This is a genomic window from Segetibacter koreensis DSM 18137, assembly GCF_000374045.1.
GTDB lineage: Bacteria > Bacteroidota > Bacteroidia > Chitinophagales > Chitinophagaceae > Segetibacter > Segetibacter koreensis.
In genome coordinates this window covers 234,223-256,376 of record NZ_KB893370.1, presented here as the reverse complement: position 1 = coordinate 256,376, position 22,154 = coordinate 234,223, and the positions used below count along the sequence as shown (strand labels likewise).

Sequence of the window (22,154 nt, the reverse complement as noted above, 5' to 3'; positions counted from 1 at the left end):
TATCCTCCACCAATTTTCATGCTTTTCAAAAATTCGAGTGTATTACATTGTTTACCAATACCTAATACTGTAACTTCTGTGAAAAGTAAAGTCACTAATTTTCAATAAAAAATAGTAAAAACAAACAGCATTATAATCAACTCTTCACTAACAAAAAAGCCTGAATATGAAAAAATACCTTTTACTTTTTAATGTGTTTTTTTGCTTTTCTGCAATTATTTATTCGCAGCCGGGCCAGCTTGATTCATCATTCGGAGCGAATGGTATTGTAAAAACAAATACTGGATCTGGCAGAGATGTTCCTTCTAAAGCAAAACGATTGATGTTACAACTAGATGGAAGTATGTATATTCTTATTGAAGCTCCAGGTGAGAAATTTGGAACTTTCATTAAAAAAATACATGCTGATGGCTCGCCCGACATTAGCTATGGAAACAATGGCTACTCAAAACCATTACCTTTAAACCCATCATACTGTTGTCCGGTAGAGGGAGGAGCATATGCAGCAATGCAACCCGATGGTAAAATAGTAGTGGCAGGTTCTGTTAACAGTCATTTGGGAAGGGAGGTATTGATGGTTCGCTATAACACCGACGGGAGTCTGGACAATTCTTTTGGAAAAAAGATTGAAAATTTTGGTAGAGACTCTCAGGTCCCCTTGTCTCTAACGATACTAAATGATGGAAAAATAATTTTGCTTTGTGAGACTTCCAACTACAATGGAAATCAATTAGTTGTTGCATATTATAATCAGGATGGCAGTAAAGAACAAGTAGTAATGTTAAATCTATATGATTTTGATTCTCCATATGCATTTCAAAATGATGGAAAAATGGTTGCTGCTTTAGATTATAATCCTTATGCCGTAAATCGCTTTAATATTGATGGGAGTAACGATACCACTTTTTCAAGAACTGAAATCCCATCATATCCTTCAACCGTAGCAATACAAAGTGATGGAAAAATTGTAGTTGGTGGTCCTGACTACATATCCCGTTACAATAGCATTGGAGGCGTGGATAGTTCCTTCGGCAATAATGGAGTGATTACAACGGATTACACTCCAGGCTCCATACTTTTTGAAAATGATGGAAAAATAGTTGTTTCAGTAAAACATAATGTGTATGACCAATTTTTTGGACTTGTTCGCTTTAATTCTGATGGAAGCCCGGATAAGACTCTGTCAGGTGATGGGAAATTATTGTACAACACAGACTTAGATGTAGACTCCACCTACTATACCAATATCGTTATCGGAAGTAATGGTGCGATTTCCATAGCAGGTTATACAGATAAAGGAGGGCTTTCACGTATCGTAGCGGCCAGGTATAACAGCAATGGCAGCCTTGATAAAACATTTGATCAGGATGGAAAGTTAACCCTTGCACTACATTTCAGTGATCCTACTAATTATACAAGTTCTGTCGCGCAGGCTGACGGTAAAATTGTAGTTGCAGGATCGGAAGTCGCTCGCTATAATAACGATGGCTCACCCGATACTGGTTTTGGGAAAAATGGGAAAGTTTATTCAAGCGGTTGGAACGATATTGCCATTGAAACGGACGGCAAAATTGTAGTGGCAGGTAGCGGCATTGCCCGTTATAATACCGATGGCCGACCAGATGTTAGTTTCGGAAGCAATGGCAAAATAATGTCCGGCGATTATAACAGCGTAGCTGTTCAGGCCGATGGCAAAATAGTGGTGTCAGGCTCAGGCATTGCGCGTTATAATAAGAATGGATCAGCCGATTTGAGTTTTGGTATTAAGGGTAAAATAAATTCAGGTACGACGTGGAAAGACATTGCCTTGCAAAAGGATGGAAAAATTGTAGTTGTAGGTGGTTTATATGTTTTTGAAATTGCAAGGTTTAATAAAGATGGAAGTATTGACAGTACATTTTCTGAAGATGGATACCAGGCAATTGATTTTGCTCCGAATGATGAAAATGATGAAGACAATTATTCGGCAGAGGCGGTTGCAATCCAGGAAGATGGAAGAATAGTAGTATCAGGACAGTGGAGATATGGCTATCGCGGATACGGACCCCATATTACCATTGCTCGCTATAACTCTGATGGTAACCTTGATAGTACTTTTTCAGGCGACGGTGAATTGGAGGATTACCGTGGAAGTGACGCAAGGAGTGTAGCCATTCAAAAAGATGGAAAAATAGTTGTAGGCGGTAGCGTTGGCGATTTAGGTTATGATGAGGTGTATGACCCTTCTTTTGCTCTTGCACGTTATAATAATGATGGAACCCCTGATGAGAGATTTAATAATTTTCAACAAGTATCAATAAGTGGTACGATACAAAAAGTTCTTATTTCAGATAATAAATTGTATGCAGTGGGCGGGGGTAATGCATTAGGTCCTGTTGGAATTATAGCTCGTTATCTTCTTGCTGATGAAACCAAAGCTCCTGCTGTAACTCTCTCCATTCCAGCTAATATTGTAAAATACTCCGCACCTGCAAGAATTAAACTTAATGCTTTAGTTGCTAATGTAAGTAGTACAATAACCAAAGTTCGTTTTTATAGCGATACAACTCTGATACATACGGAGACTGTTTCTCCTTATGGTTTTTTATGGACAGATGTTCCTGCGGGCACTTATACGCTTACCGCAAAAGCATATGATGAAAACAGCAATATTATTACATCTAATGCTATAAGCGTATTGGTAGCAGATTCTAATGTAGCACCTGTTGTAACCATTATAAACCCGATGCATGATACCACTTACACGAGTCCGGCAACTATCCGCTTAATTGCTGACGCCCATGATGCAAACGATAGAATAAGTAAGGTAGAGTTTTATAATGGAACAACTTTATTGAGAACAGAATACATTTACCCTTACACCTATAATTGGATGAATGCACAGCCAGGAAAATACAAAATAACAGCAAAAGCTTATGATGCAAGGGGATTGTCAAGCACCTCTGCACCTGTAACCATAACTATAAATAGTACGACCATCGTAAGTAGCAGATTAATATTCGGAGACGGCAAAGCCGCGATAAATTTGAAACTTAGCCCTAATCCTGCCAGGAATGTTTTACAGGTTACTACTGTTCTATCAAATCAAGATAAACCAACAACTATTTCAATTATATCTGCGTCAGGAGTTGTAGCGAAAACAATTCAAACAAGTAATTCAAACGTACAAATAGATGTCTCATCTCTCACGGAAGGAGTGTATACTGTAAAAGTTGTAAGCGGAGATAAGGTCACGTACAAGCAATTTGTAAAGCTGTAGCTGAGTAATAACAATCTTTCATCAACTAATCATCTTACAACTGTTTTTAGAATTTTTGGTAATAGGGCTGCGATTTCTATCACAGCCCTATTTTAGATAGTCCCTATTTTTAGGGTGTGCGCAAATGGGGTAGGTGCAGAAGTTTCTTAAAAAATAAATGAAATTTGACTTCAAATGTTTTCACTAAAGTACCAAGCTTGGGTGTGTTTTAACAACAATAGCCAAGGAGGATTCGCACAATAAATACTTGTTGCATTTAAATTGTATTTAATTGCATAGCACGTTTAGAGTAACACACATTATCATAGAGATGCTCATGAAAATGTCAATATCGAATGTAAATAATCTCTATTTTTAATGAAGGTTTATTTGATTATATAAATAAAAACATAAAATGAAGATGTTAATAAAGTTAATAACTACGAAGAATAATAGTTTTTGTAATTATATCCTCGCCAAAAACAAGGTTTATTCATCCTGCTGATTTCCACGGTATTTTGTGCCCGATCACATCGGCTGGCGGCACAAACAACAAGTTCAAAAGTAGAGGTGCCGAATTGGGCTCTGCCAGGATCTGCAACACATAAACAAGTTCCGCCGCCATTAGATTTCCATCGACCTGCGCGAACAGAAAATACTCCCATAGGCATATTCGACGGTCAGAGCGATGTAGGGGCTGCACTGGTGTCCCGGCTCATCCAGTTATGACCCTGCTACCAAACAGTACATTATCAACTCTGCCGGTTATAATATCTGGTATACCCATGACGAATTCCGTTATCTGTGGAAGAAAATGTCTGGCGATGTATCGCTGGCAGCTGACGTTAGCTTTCCCGATACTACCGGCTACGCTGATCGCAAAGTTGTAGTTATTATACGCCAAAGCCTCGAGGATCATTCTAAAGAAGCCATGGTGGCCCTTCACGTCGCCGGTTTGATGCACCTTGCCTGGCGACCGGAAAAAAACCAAAATCTTAAAGAAATGCGTGTTGACGAGAAAGGCGCTCATCGTATTGGCATAGAAAAGCGTGGCGATGCCTTCGCCATTTTTGTCAGCATGAAAGGCGAACCGATGCACCAGTTAGGTAACCCAATCGAGCTGCATATAGATAGTCCATTTTATGTTGGTATTGGCTTCTGCTCACATTCACCTGATAAAGTTGGTACAGGTACATTTTCTAATGTTGTTTTAGAAAATGCTGCCGGTAAGGTGCGGTAAGAGATTGACGGGCCATATCTACACTCATCTCGGCTAGTTATAAGCACGAATGTTTTATGGCCCGACATAAATGCAATTTCCCCAAGGCGTGACGAGGTAATGGAACAAATAAATTTAAGATCGAAAATAATAATCCTTACTAATTTGGTCTGAAGCCCACTTGGAAAGAAGAATTATCAATAAAAAACTTTTAAGCTTGAAAAGCCTGCGCCTGGTCATGGGTATCTACCCAGGCAAAAAAAGAACAAATTTTTCCATCTTTTAAAGTAAACTCCATAAGCAGATCATGAGCAAAACTTTTACCTGTTGATTTCACGGTTGCTTTATGATTGCCCTTGACGAATACCTTGTCGCCATCGGCATAATATTCTTTTGGCTCAAACGCTAAATAGTTAATGCTTTCGGATAATAATGAAAAAAATTCTCCTGCACCTTGTTTACCATAAAAGGTTTTGGCATAAGGTACTCTAAGATTTTCATGCGAGCCCCAAACTACATCATTTGTGCAACAGTCAAGTATACCCTGTATGTTTCCTTTTGAAAAGTTTTCAAATGCTCTTTTTACAATACTAATATTGTGTTCTTTTTTTGAAGTTTGGGTTTCTTTTTGTTCAGCAAGGTAAGCCGCAGCTGTGTCAAAAAAATCATGAAAATATACCGCCTTGCCTTCTTCATTAAATTTCCAATGCATGGTCCAATCACATGCAATCTTGTTGCCGGTTGTTTTTGAAGTGGTTTTCATGTCGCCAAAAGCTACCACTTCAACATCATTGATATTATTAATAGAAGTGACATTGAAGGAGTTAAATTCCTCGTTTTCTTCCAGTTGCCTGAAAAAGCGAATTGCATCTTTACCGATATACATTCCGCCTTGCGGCAGAGAACCTTCTCCTGCGCCTATCCAGGTACAATCATCAGCTACATTGCTTAAAATGTAAGGAATGTCGCCACGGCTAAAGGCCTGGTACATTTTGGCTACTGTTGTTGCATTGTCAGTTAAAATTGCTGTAGACATAATAAAGGTATTTATAAGTGAAAAATTAATTTCGTTATTAAAAAGCTTTCTTACCTCAAAGGAGGGTCATAAGGGGTAAATAGTAAATGCCGAAAAAGAATAAACAATTGGATGGTTAGTCGGGAAATCAGTGCTAGTCAACAGGTTAATAATTATCAGAGAAAAGAAGTTTGTTTGTAATTGGATCCTAAAATCACCATTTATTAATCTGTATTTGGTATTTTAAACTCACAATATTTATTGAATAGTAAGTTCTGCAATAAATGCCGTATAGTAGGTAGCATAAGACCAATATCACAAGTAATAATTTTTACTTCTTTTAAAAAAATACGGAAAAGTGTTTAAGTTGGTTTTCCCCTGAAAAAGAAATTTTTAAACAAATAAATTTTTAAGGTTTTTTCTATTTGCGAGGTCCAGTGACATGTTCTTGCCCTCATATGTCTTACATTACTGGAATTGCCAATACCCCTATCACAACATCAACGACAGGTAAAAAGGATGATAAAAAAGACTTGACCTCAAAATTTTTAAACCAACGTTTTATTACTATAAAAACTACATTCGCATATATAAATACTACTCTCATTTTTATCTTAATGAGTTAAACAAATTCTATAAACTCCACCCATGTCAGAAAACAATTCAGTGGTGTATAAAGTAAAAGTGAATGAATTTGAATTTTGCTTTACACAAGATCAGGTTGAAGCCATTGACCTGGTTCAAAAATCGCCAACAGTATTTAACCTGTTGAAGAACCAGCGATCAGTGAACGCTGTTTTGATTGAAGCAGATCGATCGGCAAAAATGCAAACCATAGAAATAGAGGGCGAAAGTTTTCATATACACATCGAGGATGAACTGGACCTGATGTTGGATAAAATGGGATTTAGTACCGTGGCGGGTAAGCAAATAAAAGAGATAAAAGCCCCAATGCCGGGACTGGTACTTGAAATTGCGGTTTCTGAAGGACAGCAAGTGTCAGAAGGAGATAAGATCTTAATCTTGGTTGCTATGAAGATGGAAAACAGCATATTGATATATACAGACGCAACTATTAAGCGGGTTGCGGTTAGCGCAGGGGAGGCTGTTGAAAAAGGACAGGTATTAGTGGAATTGGAGTAATTCAAAGAACAATGAACAGTTTACGATAAACAATTTGGGATGAACAATTTATAATGAACAATTTATAACTAACAATTTATAACTAACAATTTATAACTAACAATTTATAACGAACAATTTATTTATAACGAACAATTTATAATGAACAATTTATAACGAACAATTTATAACGAACAATTTATAACCAACAATTTACAGTTTTTAAGCAGCTGGGCATCTATTGTTGTTTGCATTGTACCTAAAATACAGATTTTATGAATATTGATTGTTTAGCTCGAAAAAGAGGTAATCGGAAATTATAAAAGCTTTTAAAGTAAATATTTCAGATGAAAAAAATTTTAGTGGCGAATCGTGGAGAAATCGCATTACGTATCATGCGTACCATTCGTAAAATGGGTATTCAATCCGTGGCAGTTTTTTCTGAAGCTGATAGAAATTCACCTCACGTTTCATTTGCCGATGAAGCAGTGTGTTTAGGCGCTCCTGCTTCCGCCTCTTCCTATTTAAATGGGGATAAGATCATTGCTTATTGTAAAGAGTTGGCTGTAGATGCAATTCATCCCGGATACGGTTTTCTTAGTGAAAATGCAGACTTTGCCCGGCAGGTTGAAGAAGCGGGAATCACTTTCATTGGCCCGCGTGCTGAAGCTATGCGTGTAATGGGTTCAAAGCTTGCTGCAAAGGAATGTGTTAAGCAGTATAATATTCCTATGGTTCCGGGCATCGATAAAGCTATTGAAGACGTTGCTGTTGCGAAAGAAACGGCAAGGCAGATCGGCTATCCCATACTAATTAAAGCATCAGCAGGTGGCGGCGGCAAAGGAATGAGGATCGTTGAAAAAGACGCTGATTTTGAAGAACAAATGCAAAGAGCAATTAGTGAAGCTGAGGCTTCTTTTGGCGATGGTTCTGTTTTTATTGAGAAGTATGTAACCTCGCCCAGGCATGTTGAAATACAGGTGCTGGCTGATAACTATGGAAATACTGTTCATTTGTTTGAACGGGAGTGTAGTATACAACGACGGCATCAAAAGGTAGTGGAAGAAGCCCCTTCCGCTATACTGACTCCCGAAATAAGAAAGAAAATGGGTGAAGCTGCCGTCATGGTAGCGAGATCGTGTAACTATACAAGTACCGGCACCGTGGAATTTTTAATGGATGATAAAATGAATTTTTATTTTCTTGAGATGAACACGAGGTTGCAGGTAGAACATCCTGTTACTGAGATGATAACTGGTATTGACCTGGTAGAAGAGCAAATAAAAATTGCAAGGGGTGAAAAATTAAGTTTTACACAAGACGATCTGGCTATCAACGGCCACGCAGTAGAATTGAGAGTATATGCAGAAGATCCCCTGAATAATTTTTTACCATCTATCGGCACTCTTTCAACTTATATAAAACCACAAGGTGAGGGCGTAAGAGTAGATGATGGGTACGAAGAAGGCATGCAAATTCCTATTTATTATGACCCTATGATAGCCAAATTAGTCACCCATGGCAAGGACAGAACTGAAGCTATCCAAAAAATGAAAATGGCCATTAAAAATTTTAAGATTGAAGGCTTGTCAACCACGTTGCCGTTTGGCACTTTTGTTTTTGAACACGAAGCTTTTATTAGGGGAAAGTTTGATACTCATTTTGTAAAAAATCATTACACACCGGAACTCATAAAAGAAAAGCAAAAAGCAAATGCTGAAGCGGCTGCTTTAATAGGTGTGAAATACTGGCTTGAGCAACAAAAAATACTGAAACCGGTAGAGCACAAAACCACCAGTTGGAAAAGAAGATTGGCATAACTTAAACAGATTATTGCGGTTTTTAAAAATATTTGTAAATGAAATCAAAGGTCGAAATACTAAGAGAAAAGATTGAAAAAGGCAAATTGGGTGGAGGAATTGCAAGGATCGATACTCAGCATAGCAAAGGAAAACTTACCGCAAGAGAACGAATAAATTTATTGATGGATCCAGGTTCATTTGAAGAGATAGGAGCACTGGTTTTACACCGCACCAAAGATTTTGGGATGGAGGAACAACAGTATTATGGGGATGGTGTTATTACCGGTTATGGCAGCGTAAACGGAAGGCTCATATACGTTTTTGCACAAGACTTTACTGTTTTTGGTGGAGCTTTATCTGAAACGCATGCAGAGAAAATTTGTAAGATCATGGATATGGCTATGAAAGGAGGAGCTCCTATGATTGGCCTAAATGACTCTGGCGGTGCAAGGATCCAGGAAGGAGTACGTTCTCTCGGTGGTTATGCTGATATTTTTTATCGCAATGTTCAGTCGTCGGGGGTCATTCCCCAAATATCTGCCATCATGGGGCCATGTGCCGGTGGAGCTGTATATTCTCCTGCTATGACTGATTTTACCATAATGGTGGAGAATACCAGTTATATGTTTGTAACGGGGCCAAACGTGGTGAAAACAGTAACGCATGAAGAAGTAAGTTCTGAAGAGCTTGGAGGCGCATCAACTCATTCCACTAAATCTGGTGTGACTCATCTTACTGCTGCCAATGATATGGATTGCATCGGCCAGGTGAAAAAGCTGTTAAGTTATATTCCGCAAAATTGCGAAGATACCGTTTTGAAAAATCCTTACACTTTGGGGGATGAAACAAGGGAAGTATTGGAAACAATTATCCCTGAAAGCACTAATCAGCCATATGATATAAAGGCTGTCATTGCCGGCATTTGTGATACTGACTCGTTTTTTGAAATTCATAATTCATACGCGGAAAATATAGTGGTAGGTTTTGCCAGGTTAGCCGGAAGAAGTATCGGAATTGTTGCTAATCAACCCATGATACTTGCAGGTGTATTAGACATTGATAGTTCTAAAAAAGGAGCGAGGTTTACTAGATTTTGCGATTGTTTTAATATACCATTGCTTGTGATAGTTGATGTGCCAGGGTTTTTGCCTGGAACAGACCAGGAGTGGAACGGCATCATTACTAACGGAGCTAAACTTTTATTTGCATTGAGTGAAGCCACGGTTCCCCGCATAACAGTGATCACGAGGAAAGCATACGGCGGAGCATATGATGTGATGAACTCCAAACACATTGGTGCAGATATGAATTATGCGTGGCCCACGGCAGAAATTGCTGTAATGGGTGCAAAAGGTGCGAGCGAGATTATTTTCAAAAAAGAAATTTCAGAAGCTGAAGATCCTGCTAAAAAGTTATCGGAGAAAGAGGCTGAGTATGCCGAAAAGTTTGCCACTCCTTACCTGGCTGCTGAAAGAGGATTTATTGACGAAGTAATTGAACCTAAAGACACTAGGAAAAAACTGATCAAAGCATTTGCCATGCTGGAAAATAAAGTAGTGAAAAGGCCAAGAAAGAAACATGGAAATATTCCTCTGTAATGGGTTTAATTGGATGTAAATCTAGAAAAACAAACTTCTTCTGTGATTATATTCACCATTTCCAACACCATTAAGGTCAGCGGTAATTACCGTTCATTAAATAGTCGATTATTATATAATTACCGCTTAAGTTACTGCCAAATATGCGCTTGTACAAAAATTTGTAAAATTGCCCGCAACCTTTTTAAGAAACCATCACTCTTACACTTGGTTTTTCATAGAATATTGGATAAAAACGGGGCGGGATTTCTATCTCAGCCCCCTTTCTTTCCTCCTGAAAAAGTAACCCTAATAAATTTTTTTCAACAAATAGTCCTCTATTTGTGCTTAGTACACATTTGCTTAATAAATTTCAAACCACTTTCTGCAATATCCCAGGGTTTAGAATACTCGCGCCAAACACCAATAGAATTGGCAAAATCCGGATCGTTACGGGAAAACGCTTCGATAGTGAGCCAACCCCGGTAATTTATTTTTGCTAGTTTAGAAAACACATCATCAAAATCTACATGTCCATCACCAGGTGTGCCTCTGTCGTTTTCGCTAATATGTACATGTGTAAGTACAGGGGCAATTGTTGAGATAGCTTGAGAGAATTTTTTTTCTTCAATATTGGCATGATGAGTGTCGAACATAGCTTGTACATTGGGATGGTCGGCCATGTCTACCAGTCGTTTCAGTTGTTCCATCGTATTGCATAAATAACATTCAAAACGGTTGACAGCTTCTAACCCTAGCGTAATATTTGCTTCTGCGGCATACTCACCTGCACGGTGCAAAACTTCTGCACTCCATCCATATTCTCTATTTTGAGGCTCATGTTTTGCGAAATGTGCGTGGGCAGAATGAAAAGGGCCGGATATTATTTTAGCATTTAAATCATACGTTCTATCTATAGCCCACTTAATCCGGTCTAGTGCTTTGACCCTTACGGTCTCTACTTCGCTTATTGGGTTTTCTTCTTTTCCTACCACAAAAACAGTAGTTGCTTCTAAGCCGATATTTTTGACATAATCCCCCAACAATCTGTAAGCTGCTGTGTCAGGCGAACCTACCAGGAACTCTACTCCGTCGTAGCCAATTGTTTTTAGCCTATCTACAATAGGTTTTAAATCATCTGAAATTACCGCTGACCATGCCAGCACATTAAATCCAATTTTATTCATAAAAGCGAGATTATAAGATTGCTTGCTATTGCCGGTAAGGCACATTGATTTCTATTTTACCTGCCCACTTTTTGGGCACTGGTTTTCCTGCTGCCCAATGAATGGCATTAATAACGAGGCGTTGAAAAGGTTCGAGGTCAAAATCTTCGGGGTGGCCCAAAGTAGTCATAAAGAACTTTCCGCCGAAAGTATTTTGTCCCATCCAGGCTACGGGGTTATCAATAGCATCATTTTTATCAGGATTAATAGGGTGTCCCATCAATAGCCAGGTAGACCCTTTAGTGGGATAATCAGGTAACACTTTGTATAACCATGATTTAGCATGAAAATTATTATCAACGCCTGTAAGAATTGGGTTTTTAGCAGCCGATGGAATGATACTTACATCGGTAGTTGACTTATGGCCGTAATGGGTATGATTTGCTTTACCACCCCATCCTGGTGGAGCATTAAAGGCGAGCTCACCAAAAGAGTTCCATTTCTCCAACTCGTGTCCTTTGGGATAATTAAAAGCATGAGTAGTGGTACGGAAACCAACGACAGGTTTACCTGTCTTTAAGTAATCTTCAATATATTTTACCTGCTCGGCAGGTAGCCGGCGCCATCTTAGAAAAAATACGGCGACATCTGCCTCTTGCAAAGCTTCTAATCCAGGAATGTTCTCTTCCGAATTATGATCAGGAAACGCTTTTAGGACTTTAGTGCGAAATCCATAATTTTTTTCTAATTCCGCAGCAATAATTGGAAGCGTTGCTTCTCCGCTATATTCATGATCGCCGGTAACAAATACGATCAAGGGATTTTTAGCATTCGAACTTGCTCCTGTTTGGGCAGAGGAGTAAAAGCCAGGATGCAGGAAAAAACACAGCAAAAAACAGAAAGTAATACTTCTAAAATTTTTCATGAACTTATAAAATTGACAAGGGTTTATGACATTGATAATAACTATTGATTATTGTTCTCCAGGGGATGTTGTTTAAGCAATTCTTCAGGTGAATAGAAACCGGTTTTATCTTTTGTAGCAGCTCGTACCTGTTTTACCTTGGCTGGAGAAATAGCAGATGCTTTGTTGCCAAAAGAGTTTCGCACATAAGTTATTACAGCCGCAACTTCATCATCTTTGAGCATGCCGCCGAAAGGTGTCATAGGTACCTGCCCCGGATATTTTTTTCCCTGTACTTCAATAGGCCCATACAGTCCTTTTAAAACAATTTTTATTAACCTTTCCTGGTCTCCCAGCACCCACTTGCTTCCAGCGAGTGGAGGAAAGCCGGATGCGGTAAGACCTTTTCCATCGGGCTGGTGGCAAGTATTACAAAAGCCTTCACGGTTATAGATTACTTTTCCCAAGTTGAAAAGATCACGTTCAGCTCCTTTAAGATCAGTTTTTACTATCTCTTCTTTTTTCTCTTTCACCTCATGCCCATTCAAATAGGCGATGGCTGTCTCATAAGATGGGCGCATCCATTCGTCAAGCGGCTTCTTACCAGCTTCTATAACAATGGGAAGCCCCTTAGCTTTGTCTAGCCAGGAAGCTGCTACGATTGCCTCCAGGCGAACTCGGCCGTGTATGTCTTTTGCTGCCTGCATTAACAGGCTTGCCTGCTCAGGTACCTGGTGACCGGTATATCGCAGCACACGGACTGCCGCCGCCCTGGCCCGGTAGTCTTTTGCATGCAGTAACTGTCGAAGAAGCTTTTGATCAACTTTATTAAGTCCCCAGCTTACCCAAAGTGCTTCAAGCAAGTTATGCTCATACCCCGCATCTTTCTTATCAAGATTAGTAACCCAGGTGTTGAGATGAGAAAGTACATCAGATGCTTCACGACCACGCAGTTCACGACGAGTGCGGTAACGAGTGCGGTATTCAGGAAGCTTTAAATTATCCAGGAGTTCATCTATGCTTGCCCCATCCACTTTGGCGGGTGTAACCAGGGGTCTTGATGGATAGGTGATGCGGTAAATTCGTCCGTGCACATGATCCCGTAATGGGTCACGCGCATTATGTTGCATATGGCCAATTAGCACATTATGCCAATCAACGACATATAAGGAGCCGTCCGGGGCAAATTCCATATCGACCGGCCGGAAATTTTTGTCCTCTGATACCAAAAGGTCTTGCCGGTGTTTGCTTTTATACCCTGTGCCATTATCAACAAGCGTATGTTCTTTTGTTCCTAAAAAACCTATGGTATTGTTTATAAGAAAGTCTCCCTGCACATCATCAGGAAAGTGACGACTTGAAACAAACTCAAGACCGGAAGTTGGACGTACCCGATGTTTTTCTTCTACCAGGTTTTCTGATTTAGGTGAGGATACCCCATATCTTGGTTTAATAGTACCGGGCATCATCCATCTAACATCAGGACTTGAAGTCTCAGCAAAAAAGTTTTGACCCCAATCATCAAAAGCAATTCCCCACGGATTTGGGATAGCCAGTTGGGCAGTACGTTCGAGCTGTCTCCGCTGTGGATTGTAACGGTAAAAGCCTCCATTTGTAGCACGAACCGGGCCGTAAGAAGTCTCCACATTAGTATGTAGGAAAACACCCTCACCCATATAAATAGCCCCAGATGGATCTACAGTATAAGCATGGTGGGCATGATGTGTATCATGATCATCAAAACCACTCAGCAAAATTTCTTTTGTATCAGCTTTATCATCGCCCGTTGTGTCTTTAAGTAACACAAAGTTGGTCCCTTGCGAAACATAAACACCCTCCGGGGCCAGCTCAAAACCGACTGGAAGATGCAGGCCATCTGCAAAAGTAGTTTGTTTATCAGCCTTGCCATCACCATTTGTATCTTCCAAAATGATGATCTTATCGTTTGGCTTTTTATCGCCCGGCTTCCAATGAGGGTAAGTTGGCATGGTAGCTATCCAAAGACGGCCTTTATTATCAAAGGATAACTGGCAAGGATTTGCCAAATCACTAAATTCTTTTTCCGAAGCAAACAGTTCTATTTTATAGCCCGGGGCTACTTTCAGTTTACTTAGTGCTTCTTCTCCGTACAAGTACTCCAGGCTGCCATTTTTCTCTGGATTATAGTTCGTCTTTACGGGGGGAAGCTGCAGTGTTTTTTTGTCTGTCTCCGCAAGATCCATTTTTTCTCCTTTTGCCGCCTTCCAAATTGCCTCGTCTCTTATCGCCGTCATTTGGCGGATCTTTGTAAGTTCAGCGGGGTAATTGTCGGGTCCAAAAGGATTGAACCTGCGGCCGTAAACATGAACGCCATTGGGGATTTTAAGATCATTGTGCCACATCCAGTTTTTCTCCATTACTGCAGCATGTACGAGATCACGATGCGCTTCCGCTTTGGCTTCTGCCTTGCCAAACACCTCGTCACTAAGCAGTGTAGAGAACTTAGCATAACCAGAATCGGTAAGTTGAGAGCCATCTATGGTTAAAGGTGTATTAGTTGTTTCAAACCATTTTTTCGATGGGGAATAAGCATCTACAAAATGAACCTTGTTTCTAGCTGCAATTTCTTTCATAGCCGCACTATAAAGGGCAAGGTTTTCATTTTCCTTTTTACCATTTGGCAGGTCATATTTAGCAGAAAGATCCTCAAAGGCAATGGGAGAAACAATGGCCAGTTGCGGTGTTGTTACTCCATTATATTTTTGGCTTAGGGTATGTTTAATAAAGGCATCCAGCTCGGCTTTGTAGTTTTCGAGCCCTTGTTTTCCCTGGAAAGATTCGTTAAACCCAAAGAATGCTATTATGATATCTGCTTTATGCCGGGCAGTCCATTGGTCAGGTGTTTCATAATCTCCCTGGCTATCTGAGTTCCGGGCAAGTTCTGTCTGAAATTTTTCAGCGCCGGGAAAGGCCCAGGGTGACGGACGGCCTGAATGAGGTCTGAAGCCGGGCGTGTTTCCTCCGTCACACATGTTTCGGATATACAACATACTGTCAGGGTATCGAAGCTGCATTTCCGTTTCAAAATGACCAAAATTCATCATTCGAGAACCAAGATTATTGCCAACAAGGATAATGTGAGCACCTTTTTTTATTTGTAAAGTAGCAGGATCTGATCGGGTAAATTGAAAGGAAGCGAAACCTATTAGCAAAACTCCCAGAATTTTAAGTGTACCCTTACTATTATGCTTTACCCTTTTTATTATCATTCGTTTTAAGTTTAAAAAAGATTATAAAGATTATATAGAATAGGCCAATAAGTAAGAGGAACGAAAACAAGATGTTAACTTTCTATCCTGGTAAATATGGCAGCTTCGAAATCAAATCTAAAAGATTTATGGCCATTTACCAAAGGAGAAGGAATAAAACTTGGCATGGAAGCAAAATGAATTCATATGTATAAGCCGTCGTTGATAGGTAAGGAGGCTTTAAATCCCGGAACACAAAGAATAAACTTACAAAAAAATGCTACGGATTTGAAGTCAATAAAGCACTTTACCCTCATCTTGTCGTATATTTCACTTTAATACATTTACGATAAGCATATGAAAAAGCTGATTTTATTAACGATAATCCTTCCCTCGATTCTTTCGTTTACACATCAACCTAAAAGTATCAGCCTTTTTAATGGCAAAGATCTCACTGGCTGGCATGCAGATGTTCCGGCTATGGATACAAATACGTCAATAAAAAGTCCTTTTATTATTCGGAATGGTTTGCTGGTAAGTATGGGAACGCCGGGAGGTCATCTTATTACAAATGCTATATACGAGAATTACAAACTACAGGTAGAATACCGTTTTGCAGGTGTGCCCGGCAATTGCGGTGTGCTTGTTCATGCCTCCACTCCGAGGGCCCTTTATCAAATGTTTCCAAAATCTATAGAAGTGCAAATGATGACACAAAATGCAGGTGATTTCTGGTGTATAGAAGAAGATATTTCAGTTCCGGAAATGGAAAAACGGCGAGGGCCCAAGGAAGAATGGGGCGTAAACGGAAATAAAAAACGCAGAATATTAAATTTGACAGATGGTTCTGAAAAGCCGGTAGGAGAGTGGAATACCATGATTATAGAATGTGTAAAAAACTCAATTAAAGTTTGGGTTAATGGCGATTTGGTAAACTGTGGCTTTAACTGTACTGCAGCAAAAGGACAGATTGCGCTGCAAGCTGAAGGATCTGAAGTAGAATTCCGAAAAGTTGAACTAACGCCAATCGTGAAATTGTCAGGTGCTGATTGTGATACCGGCAAATGAAAAAGCTTTTTTACATTTTCCATGTTAAAAAGATCCTTGGCCTTCTTATAAAACAGCTTTAACGACTATGCACACTCTTGTGCCAAAAGGTATTCTTCACTTAATAACAACGCTGTTTCTTATTTCAAGGCTTCGTACAAAATCTCGATGGGATGTTTTGCAATTCTTCCTGTACCATCTTTGATCTGATGACGACAGCTGGTACCTGTTGCTGCAATAACAGCTTGAGACTTATTTCTGATGGCAGGAAACAAAACAAGCTCTCCTATTTTCATACTTACATCATAATGCTCTTCTTCGTACCCAAATGAACCGGCCATACCACAGCAACCGGAGGGAATTTCCTGCACTTCATAATTTTCAGGCAATGAAAGACATTTGAGGGTGTACTGTGTTGATGATAGAACTTTTTGATGGCAATGCCCATGTAGAATTATTTGCTTTGCCTCACTCGTAAAAGATGTTTTGCTAATGTTTCCTCGCAATATTTCCCTTGCAAACCATTCATCGAACAGGAAGGTGTTTTTGGCTATTTGTTTAGCATCATCCCTTTGTTCTGGTTGAACCAGATCTAAGTATTCATCACGTAAAGTGAGGATAGCAGAAGGCTCAATACCTATGATTGGTATCTCGTCATTTACTTTATCCTTCAATAGGTCCACGTTCGTAATCGCAATCTTTTTTGCTTCTCTTACCAGACCTTTCGATAAATAAGTCCTTCCACTTTCAACATGTTTCGGTATTATTACTTCATATCCCAGCTTTTCCAGCAACATGACTAGTTTCTGCCCGATTTCTACATCATTATAATTTGTAAACTCGTCACAAAACAAGTATACCCTGGTGGGAGCTCTTTCCTTACCCCCCATCAAAGGTTGGCGGTTTCTTTTCTGCCACCACTTTTGCAAGGTGGTTTTAGATAAAAGGGGCATTGTTCTATCAGGATGAAAACCTACTGTTTTATTGGCAATTCGCCTGAGTGAAGGGGTGCCAAATATTTTATTATAAGCCCATGGAGCTATTGACGCTAACTTCATTTGTTTACTGAAATTTCCAACTAGTTTTGAACGGACAGGTACGCCGTTTCTGTCATAGTATTGTTGCAAAAATTCGGCTTTCATCTTACTGACGTCAACACTTGAGGGGCACTCGGACTTACACCCTTTACAGGAGATGCACAAATCCAGTACATCCAGTACTTCGCTATATAATTCACCTGATTTCTCGGTTTCTATGCTAGTGTAAAAATGCCTCAGCATGTTCGCTCTTGCTCTTGTTGTATCCCTTTCACTACGCGTAGCCATGTAACTCGGACACATTATTCCGCCTGTTACCTGCGTCTTACGGCAATCACCTGAACCACTGCATTTTTCTGCTAATTGCAAAATGCTTTCCTCTTTTGTAAAAGAAAATGTTGTCTCAATGTGCTTTCGGGGTTTATCTTGCTCATACCTCAAAAACTCGTTCATTTTGGGTGTGTCAACAATTTTGCCCTTATTAAATGTGCCTTGAGGATCAAACAAATGTTTTATCTCCTGGAATAATGCGTAGTTTTTTTCGCCCATTATAAAAGGTATAAACTCTCCCCGTAGGCGACCATCGCCATGTTCGCCGCTTAATGATCCGTTATACTTTTTAACTATAATAACGGTTTCCTGTAAAATAGTTTTGAAAAGGTTTTTACCAGCAGTTGTTTTTAAGTTGACCATCGGTTCAACATGCAACTCTCCAGCGCCGGCATGTGCATACATTGAATATTTAACCTCGTGCCTTTGCAGTAATGCCTCTACTTCGCTGATGTAGTTGGGCAAGTCTTCTACATCAACTGCGCAATCTTCAATTAAATTAACCGGTTGTGCTTCTCCGGGCTCGTTACGTAGCAATCCTAATCCTGCTTTCCTGAGATCCCATGCCTTGTTTGTATCATCTTCCAGCAAAAGTGGATATGCGTATCCTAAATCTTCTACCTTCAAGGCTTGTATAAAAGTATTTGCTTTAGATAAAAGTCCTTCATCCGTTTTATCAAAAAACTCTACCATTAATATGGCTCTTGGTTCGCCTTCTACAAAAAAGCGGTTTTTAGACTGGTCTATATTTGTTTTGGTAAAATTTAATATAATATCGTCTACTAACTCTGATGCCATACAATTGTGCTTAAGCGCAACAAGGTTAGCTCTTAAGGCTTCATTAATAGAATTTGTATGAATAGCTACTACGCCTTTTTTAGAAGGAGGAAGATCAAGCAATTGAAGCTTAGCTTCTATTATAAAACAAAGTGTACCTTCTGAACCAGCTACCAGTTTGCTGATATTAAAAGATTTTTCTGAAGAAAACATTTGAAGTATGAAGTCTAATGCATAGCCTGTGTTACGGCGTTTAACAGATGCTTTCGGAAAACCTTCCCGTATGGCCGCCTGTTTTTCAGGATCACGCATCATTTTTTCTATAGATCTGTATATTTCTCCCTCAAGTGTTTGTTGTAAGCATTTGTCCTCGTATTCCTCTTTTGTTAAGTCTTTAAAAACCACTTCAGACCCGTCAGATAATATTGCATTCACTTCCAGCAGATTTGCTCTTGTATCTCCCCAAATGATCGAATGCAAGCCGCACGAATTGTTCCCGATCATACCGCCAATCATTGCACGGTTGGACGTGGAGGTCTCAGGGCCAAACATTAACTCAAATTGTTTGAGAAAAACATTCAGATCATCACGAATAACACCGGGCTGAACTCTTACCCATTTCTCCTGCTGATTTACCTCTAAAATAGAAGTGAAGTATTTTGAAATGTCCACCACAATTCCATTTCCTACTACCTGCCCTGCCAGCGAGGTTCCTGCTGCTCTCGGTATTAATGTTAGTTGATGTTTATTGGCAAAATGTACCAGTGACTTTACATCTTCCACCGTTTTTGGCAATGCAACTGCAAGAGGTTTTTCCTGGTAAACGGAGGCATCAGTTGCGTAAACCATCCTGATAGCATTATCACGTTTGGTATCTGAAAAATATAATTCGCCCTTAATCTTTTTCACAAGGTCATCAAATGGTAAAGTCATCTTTTGGTGCGGTTGTTTATCTAACTGCAAGTTATCATATAACTAATTACCTTACCGATTATAAAATGAAGATTATTCATTTACAAGGGTGTTGCAAACTTTAGAAACTATTTGATCTTAGCGAAGGGTTTCAACGGTAATTATCTATTTTCCCATTAAAATCTGAATTAATTCTTTTTCTTCCTGCCCTTTTTTGTTGATTATGCCAAAATCACTTTTATACTCCCATGTTGCCCAGGCAATGTTATTTTCTTCCAAAACCGATTTTACATCGCGAAACCATTGAAAACGTGCGGCATCCGGCACGGTGGTTAAACAACCCCATTCTCCACAGTATAGAGGCAGTTTGTATTGTTTCGCAATAGCAATGGGTTTAGCGAAATGTGCGGCTATCGTTTCTTTAGTATAATAATTTTTATTTTTTAAGATCTCTTTCCTTAAACTGTCGGGCAAATTTTTTAGGTCTTCCTCCTTCACAATTACACCAGGGTAATTTACCGGTCCTTTATAGTCTTTAATACGTGTCCAGGATGCTTCATGATGCGTTAGCAAAAATGGTTCATACATATGAAAGCTCAGGATGATATTTTCATCGTTTTCTGGAATACGTAATTTGTCAAAAGTGTCCGGGCTTTGCCAAAGGTTAGATCCGATAACTAATTTTCGCTTCGGTTCAGTTTTGCGAATAATTGCCACAGCCTTTTCAACCAGTTTGTTCCAGTCTTCAGGGTCATCTGCTACCGGCTCATTCATTAGTTCATATGCGACATCTGCTACAGGATATTTTTTTAGTGCATTTGATAAATCCCGCCAGCATTGAAAAAAACGTTCCTGCGCAGCAGGTTGTGTCCACAACGGTTTTTCCTTTTCATTAAAATGATGGGAGCGTAAAATATGAAGATCTACAACAGCCTTAAGATTATATTCCCTGCACCATTCAAGCGCCTGCTGCAAAAGTGAAAATCCTTCTTTGTCCTGCTCTCCGTCTTCCTGCCACAGTTGCATTTCATCTACAGGAATGCGAATATGATCAAAGCCGAGGCCGACCAGGTATTTCACATCTTTTTTTGTAAAATAATTTCGTCTTTCGTCACCCCTGGCCTCACTTTGAGAAAGCCAGTGGCTAATATTTGTACCTCTTTTAATAACAAAACCCTTTGCTGCTTTTTTAGATGGCAATGCAAACGTAGTTGAAGATAGAAAAAGAAAAGAAAGTAATAAGGCTGTTGGCAGCAATAGAAATTTTTTTACCATAGGTTGTATAATTCTTAATAATCTATAAAAACTTATGTATAAGTATATAGCAACTTAACTTTTTCTGATGAAAAAATTAAGAACGAAATAATTTTTTTTACAGGCATCTGCTAAGTAATCAATTCCAAAACCCTTCAATAGGAGTTTAATTAATGTTATTTGTAAAAACACCTTTAAAAATTATAATTTAAAGAATATTTTCTTGCGATATAAAAAATAAAGCATGCCCGCTTCCAAAGCAAATACTACCAATGATCCTAATATTTCTGCAGCTATTTTTGGAAAATGAATAATTGCGAATAAGCCATTAGTAATATCGAAAACATAGCCTGTAAACCATCTTGCGCCTACAATTTCAAAAAACAGGTAAATAAAAATAGAGTTCATGCCAAATATCATGAATAAAAAAAGGTTCTTTTGATGTTGTCTTATGTCGATCCACCAATACGATACTGCAAGAAACAGTATACACCAACCTCCTGATGCAAGTACAAAAGAACTTGTTGCTATTCTTTTAATGATGGGAGTAATACCTGATCCGTCAAGTCCAAAACCAAGAATTAATAAAGTAATGCCGGTTATAAGAAGATACTTCATCTTCTCGCTATAAGTCTTATTACTTAAAAGAAGTTGGCCTGCCATCATTCCCCAGATAGTATGCGCACTCGTCGATATACAATTAATGGCCACCCAGCCATCTTTGTTGATCTTGTTCATTAAAACAAGATCCATATAGTTTCCGAAGTTATGCTGGTCAGTAAAAGGCTGATCAAAATTTGGTATGTGCGTATAGCGATAAAGAAATTCAGGTAATAAAAGGCATAATATACTCACCCCCAGTTGTATACTTACAGGAAAATCTATAATAAGAAAAGTAACTAAAGTAGTAAAAGCCAGTTGGGTAAGTACATCCCAGAGTTCAAATGAAAGACCATTTTTTCTTACCGCATAATCTAAAACACCCCAAAAAAACAGCCATCCACTTCTTTTAAGCACTTTGGTAAATGTATGCCCCCATGTTGCATGTTCTCTTTGCTTTTTTATAGAAAAAGCCATTGCAGTACCTGCAACAAACATAAAAACCGGCTGCACCAGGTCCCACAAATGCAATCCATGCCATGGATGATGAAAAAACTGGTTCATTACATGTTCTCCCGCCGTACCTTCTAAAGCATGATGAAGGTGAGCGTATAACTCTGTGCTTTCAAGTGTTAAGAGTACCATTGTAAGCCCCCGTACAAAGTCAAGGGAGACTAACCGTTTGTTAGTGTTTAATAGGGGAGAAGCGGTTACGACATTCATATTTTGAAGGCTGATATAATTTTTTGATTGAAAAGGGAGATTTGTAATTAATATTTCTTCAACTAAAGTTGATACAATTATTTAAATAATATACTATTTCTCAGGCTGCAATTTTCTATAATAGTTATGCAAACGTTTGATTTTAATACGCAAACGTTTGTGCAACTTTTTGTTATATTGTTTATTTATATTTAGCAAACAACT

At 39.0% G+C, this 22,154-nt stretch carries 14 protein-coding genes; 6 read left to right on the top strand and 8 right to left on the bottom strand.

Annotation, left to right across the window (positions count from 1 at the left end; genetic code table 11):
- Positions 1 to 166 precede the first annotated feature (166 nt).
- Complete coding sequence (locus B154_RS0123890) at positions 167 to 3,259, top strand: Ig-like domain-containing protein (RefSeq protein ID WP_018616888.1); 3,093 nt, start codon at positions 167 to 169, stop codon at positions 3,257 to 3,259.
- A 419-nt stretch (positions 3,260 to 3,678) separates the two neighbouring features.
- Here the strand turns inward: B154_RS0123890 and B154_RS32855 are convergent, their stop codons facing one another.
- A complete protein-coding gene (locus tag B154_RS32855; protein WP_169337695.1) occupies positions 3,679 to 3,903 on the bottom strand; it encodes a hypothetical protein in 225 nt (74 codons plus the stop codon).
- Between the two features lie 149 nt (positions 3,904 to 4,052).
- On the opposite strand from B154_RS32855, the gene B154_RS32015 reads away from it, so the two are divergent.
- Positions 4,053 to 4,478: a hypothetical protein gene (locus B154_RS32015; protein ID WP_018616886.1), complete on the top strand. Its 426-nt coding sequence runs from the start codon at positions 4,053 to 4,055 to the stop codon at positions 4,476 to 4,478.
- Positions 4,479 to 4,668: 190 nt separating this feature from the next.
- Here B154_RS32015 and B154_RS0123875 read toward each other — a convergent pair whose 3' ends face one another.
- Positions 4,669 to 5,493: a nuclear transport factor 2 family protein gene (locus tag B154_RS0123875; protein WP_018616885.1), complete on the bottom strand. Its 825-nt coding sequence runs from the start codon at positions 5,491 to 5,493 to the stop codon at positions 4,669 to 4,671.
- A 627-nt stretch (positions 5,494 to 6,120) separates the two neighbouring features.
- Between B154_RS0123875 and B154_RS0123870 the strand changes: the two genes are divergently transcribed.
- The 3 genes from B154_RS0123870 to B154_RS0123860 all read left to right on the top strand — a co-directional run bounded on the left by B154_RS0123870 (position 6,121) and on the right by B154_RS0123860 (position 9,994).
- Positions 6,121 to 6,615, top strand: a complete 495-nt coding sequence (locus B154_RS0123870) for a biotin/lipoyl-containing protein (RefSeq protein ID WP_018616884.1) — start codon at positions 6,121 to 6,123, stop codon at positions 6,613 to 6,615.
- A 326-nt stretch (positions 6,616 to 6,941) separates the two neighbouring features.
- Complete coding sequence (accC, locus tag B154_RS0123865; RefSeq protein WP_018616883.1) at positions 6,942 to 8,414, top strand: acetyl-CoA carboxylase biotin carboxylase subunit; 1,473 nt, start codon at positions 6,942 to 6,944, stop codon at positions 8,412 to 8,414.
- A gap of 38 nt (positions 8,415 to 8,452) precedes the next feature.
- On the top strand, positions 8,453 to 9,994 hold the full coding sequence (locus B154_RS0123860; protein ID WP_018616882.1) for an acyl-CoA carboxylase subunit beta: 1,542 nt from the start codon (positions 8,453 to 8,455) through the stop codon (positions 9,992 to 9,994).
- 317 nt (positions 9,995 to 10,311) lie between these two features.
- Here the strand turns inward: B154_RS0123860 and B154_RS0123855 are convergent, their stop codons facing one another.
- Genes B154_RS0123855 through B154_RS0123840 form a run of 3 tightly spaced genes read right to left on the bottom strand, consistent with a single transcriptional unit; the run spans position 10,312 to position 15,291 of the window.
- Positions 10,312 to 11,160 carry a sugar phosphate isomerase/epimerase family protein gene (locus B154_RS0123855; protein WP_026260394.1) on the bottom strand — a complete coding sequence of 283 codons (849 nt, stop codon included), beginning with the start codon at positions 11,158 to 11,160 and terminating at the stop codon, positions 10,312 to 10,314.
- 25 nt (positions 11,161 to 11,185) lie between these two features.
- Complete coding sequence (locus B154_RS0123850) at positions 11,186 to 12,064, bottom strand: ThuA domain-containing protein (RefSeq protein ID WP_083935017.1); 879 nt, start codon at positions 12,062 to 12,064, stop codon at positions 11,186 to 11,188.
- Positions 12,065 to 12,105: 41 nt separating this feature from the next.
- Positions 12,106 to 15,291: a PVC-type heme-binding CxxCH protein gene (locus B154_RS0123840; RefSeq protein ID WP_018616878.1), complete on the bottom strand. Its 3,186-nt coding sequence runs from the start codon at positions 15,289 to 15,291 to the stop codon at positions 12,106 to 12,108.
- A gap of 336 nt (positions 15,292 to 15,627) precedes the next feature.
- On the opposite strand from B154_RS0123840, the gene B154_RS0123830 reads away from it, so the two are divergent.
- Positions 15,628 to 16,338: a 3-keto-disaccharide hydrolase gene (locus tag B154_RS0123830; protein WP_018616877.1), complete on the top strand. Its 711-nt coding sequence runs from the start codon at positions 15,628 to 15,630 to the stop codon at positions 16,336 to 16,338.
- Positions 16,339 to 16,457: 119 nt separating this feature from the next.
- On the opposite strand, the gene B154_RS0123825 is transcribed toward B154_RS0123830, so the two are convergent.
- The 3 genes from B154_RS0123825 to B154_RS0123815 form a co-directional block, all read right to left on the bottom strand.
- The gene (locus tag B154_RS0123825; protein ID WP_018616876.1) at positions 16,458 to 19,394 is read right to left on the bottom strand and encodes an FAD-binding and (Fe-S)-binding domain-containing protein; all 2,937 of its coding nucleotides are present in this window, start codon (positions 19,392 to 19,394) and stop codon (positions 16,458 to 16,460) included.
- Positions 19,395 to 19,538: 144 nt separating this feature from the next.
- Positions 19,539 to 20,648, bottom strand: a complete 1,110-nt coding sequence (locus B154_RS0123820; RefSeq protein ID WP_018616875.1) for a glycoside hydrolase family 5 protein — start codon at positions 20,646 to 20,648, stop codon at positions 19,539 to 19,541.
- Between the two features lie 180 nt (positions 20,649 to 20,828).
- On the bottom strand, positions 20,829 to 21,950 hold the full coding sequence (locus B154_RS0123815) for an acyltransferase family protein (RefSeq protein WP_018616874.1): 1,122 nt from the start codon (positions 21,948 to 21,950) through the stop codon (positions 20,829 to 20,831).
- Between the last annotated feature and the right edge of the window lie 204 nt (positions 21,951 to 22,154).

Bases quoted from the DNA above. Each gene is read 5' to 3' on its own strand.
- B154_RS0123890 (WP_018616888.1), top strand. From the start codon at position 167: ATGAAAAAATACCTTTTACTTTTTAATGTGTTTTTTTGCTTTTCTGCA.
- B154_RS32855 (WP_169337695.1), bottom strand. From the start codon at position 3,903: ATGGGAGTATTTTCTGTTCGCGCAGGTCGATGGAAATCTAATGGCGGC.
- B154_RS32015 (WP_018616886.1), top strand. From the start codon at position 4,053: ATGTCTGGCGATGTATCGCTGGCAGCTGACGTTAGCTTTCCCGATACT.
- B154_RS0123875 (WP_018616885.1), bottom strand. From the start codon at position 5,493: ATGTCTACAGCAATTTTAACTGACAATGCAACAACAGTAGCCAAAATG.
- B154_RS0123870 (WP_018616884.1), top strand. From the start codon at position 6,121: ATGTCAGAAAACAATTCAGTGGTGTATAAAGTAAAAGTGAATGAATTT.
- accC (WP_018616883.1), top strand. From the start codon at position 6,942: ATGAAAAAAATTTTAGTGGCGAATCGTGGAGAAATCGCATTACGTATC.
- B154_RS0123860 (WP_018616882.1), top strand. From the start codon at position 8,453: ATGAAATCAAAGGTCGAAATACTAAGAGAAAAGATTGAAAAAGGCAAA.
- B154_RS0123855 (WP_026260394.1), bottom strand. From the start codon at position 11,160: ATGAATAAAATTGGATTTAATGTGCTGGCATGGTCAGCGGTAATTTCA.
- B154_RS0123850 (WP_083935017.1), bottom strand. From the start codon at position 12,064: ATGAAAAATTTTAGAAGTATTACTTTCTGTTTTTTGCTGTGTTTTTTC.
- B154_RS0123840 (WP_018616878.1), bottom strand. From the start codon at position 15,291: ATGATAATAAAAAGGGTAAAGCATAATAGTAAGGGTACACTTAAAATT.
- B154_RS0123830 (WP_018616877.1), top strand. From the start codon at position 15,628: ATGAAAAAGCTGATTTTATTAACGATAATCCTTCCCTCGATTCTTTCG.
- B154_RS0123825 (WP_018616876.1), bottom strand. From the start codon at position 19,394: ATGACTTTACCATTTGATGACCTTGTGAAAAAGATTAAGGGCGAATTA.
- B154_RS0123820 (WP_018616875.1), bottom strand. From the start codon at position 20,648: ATGGTAAAAAAATTTCTATTGCTGCCAACAGCCTTATTACTTTCTTTT.
- B154_RS0123815 (WP_018616874.1), bottom strand. From the start codon at position 21,950: ATGAATGTCGTAACCGCTTCTCCCCTATTAAACACTAACAAACGGTTA.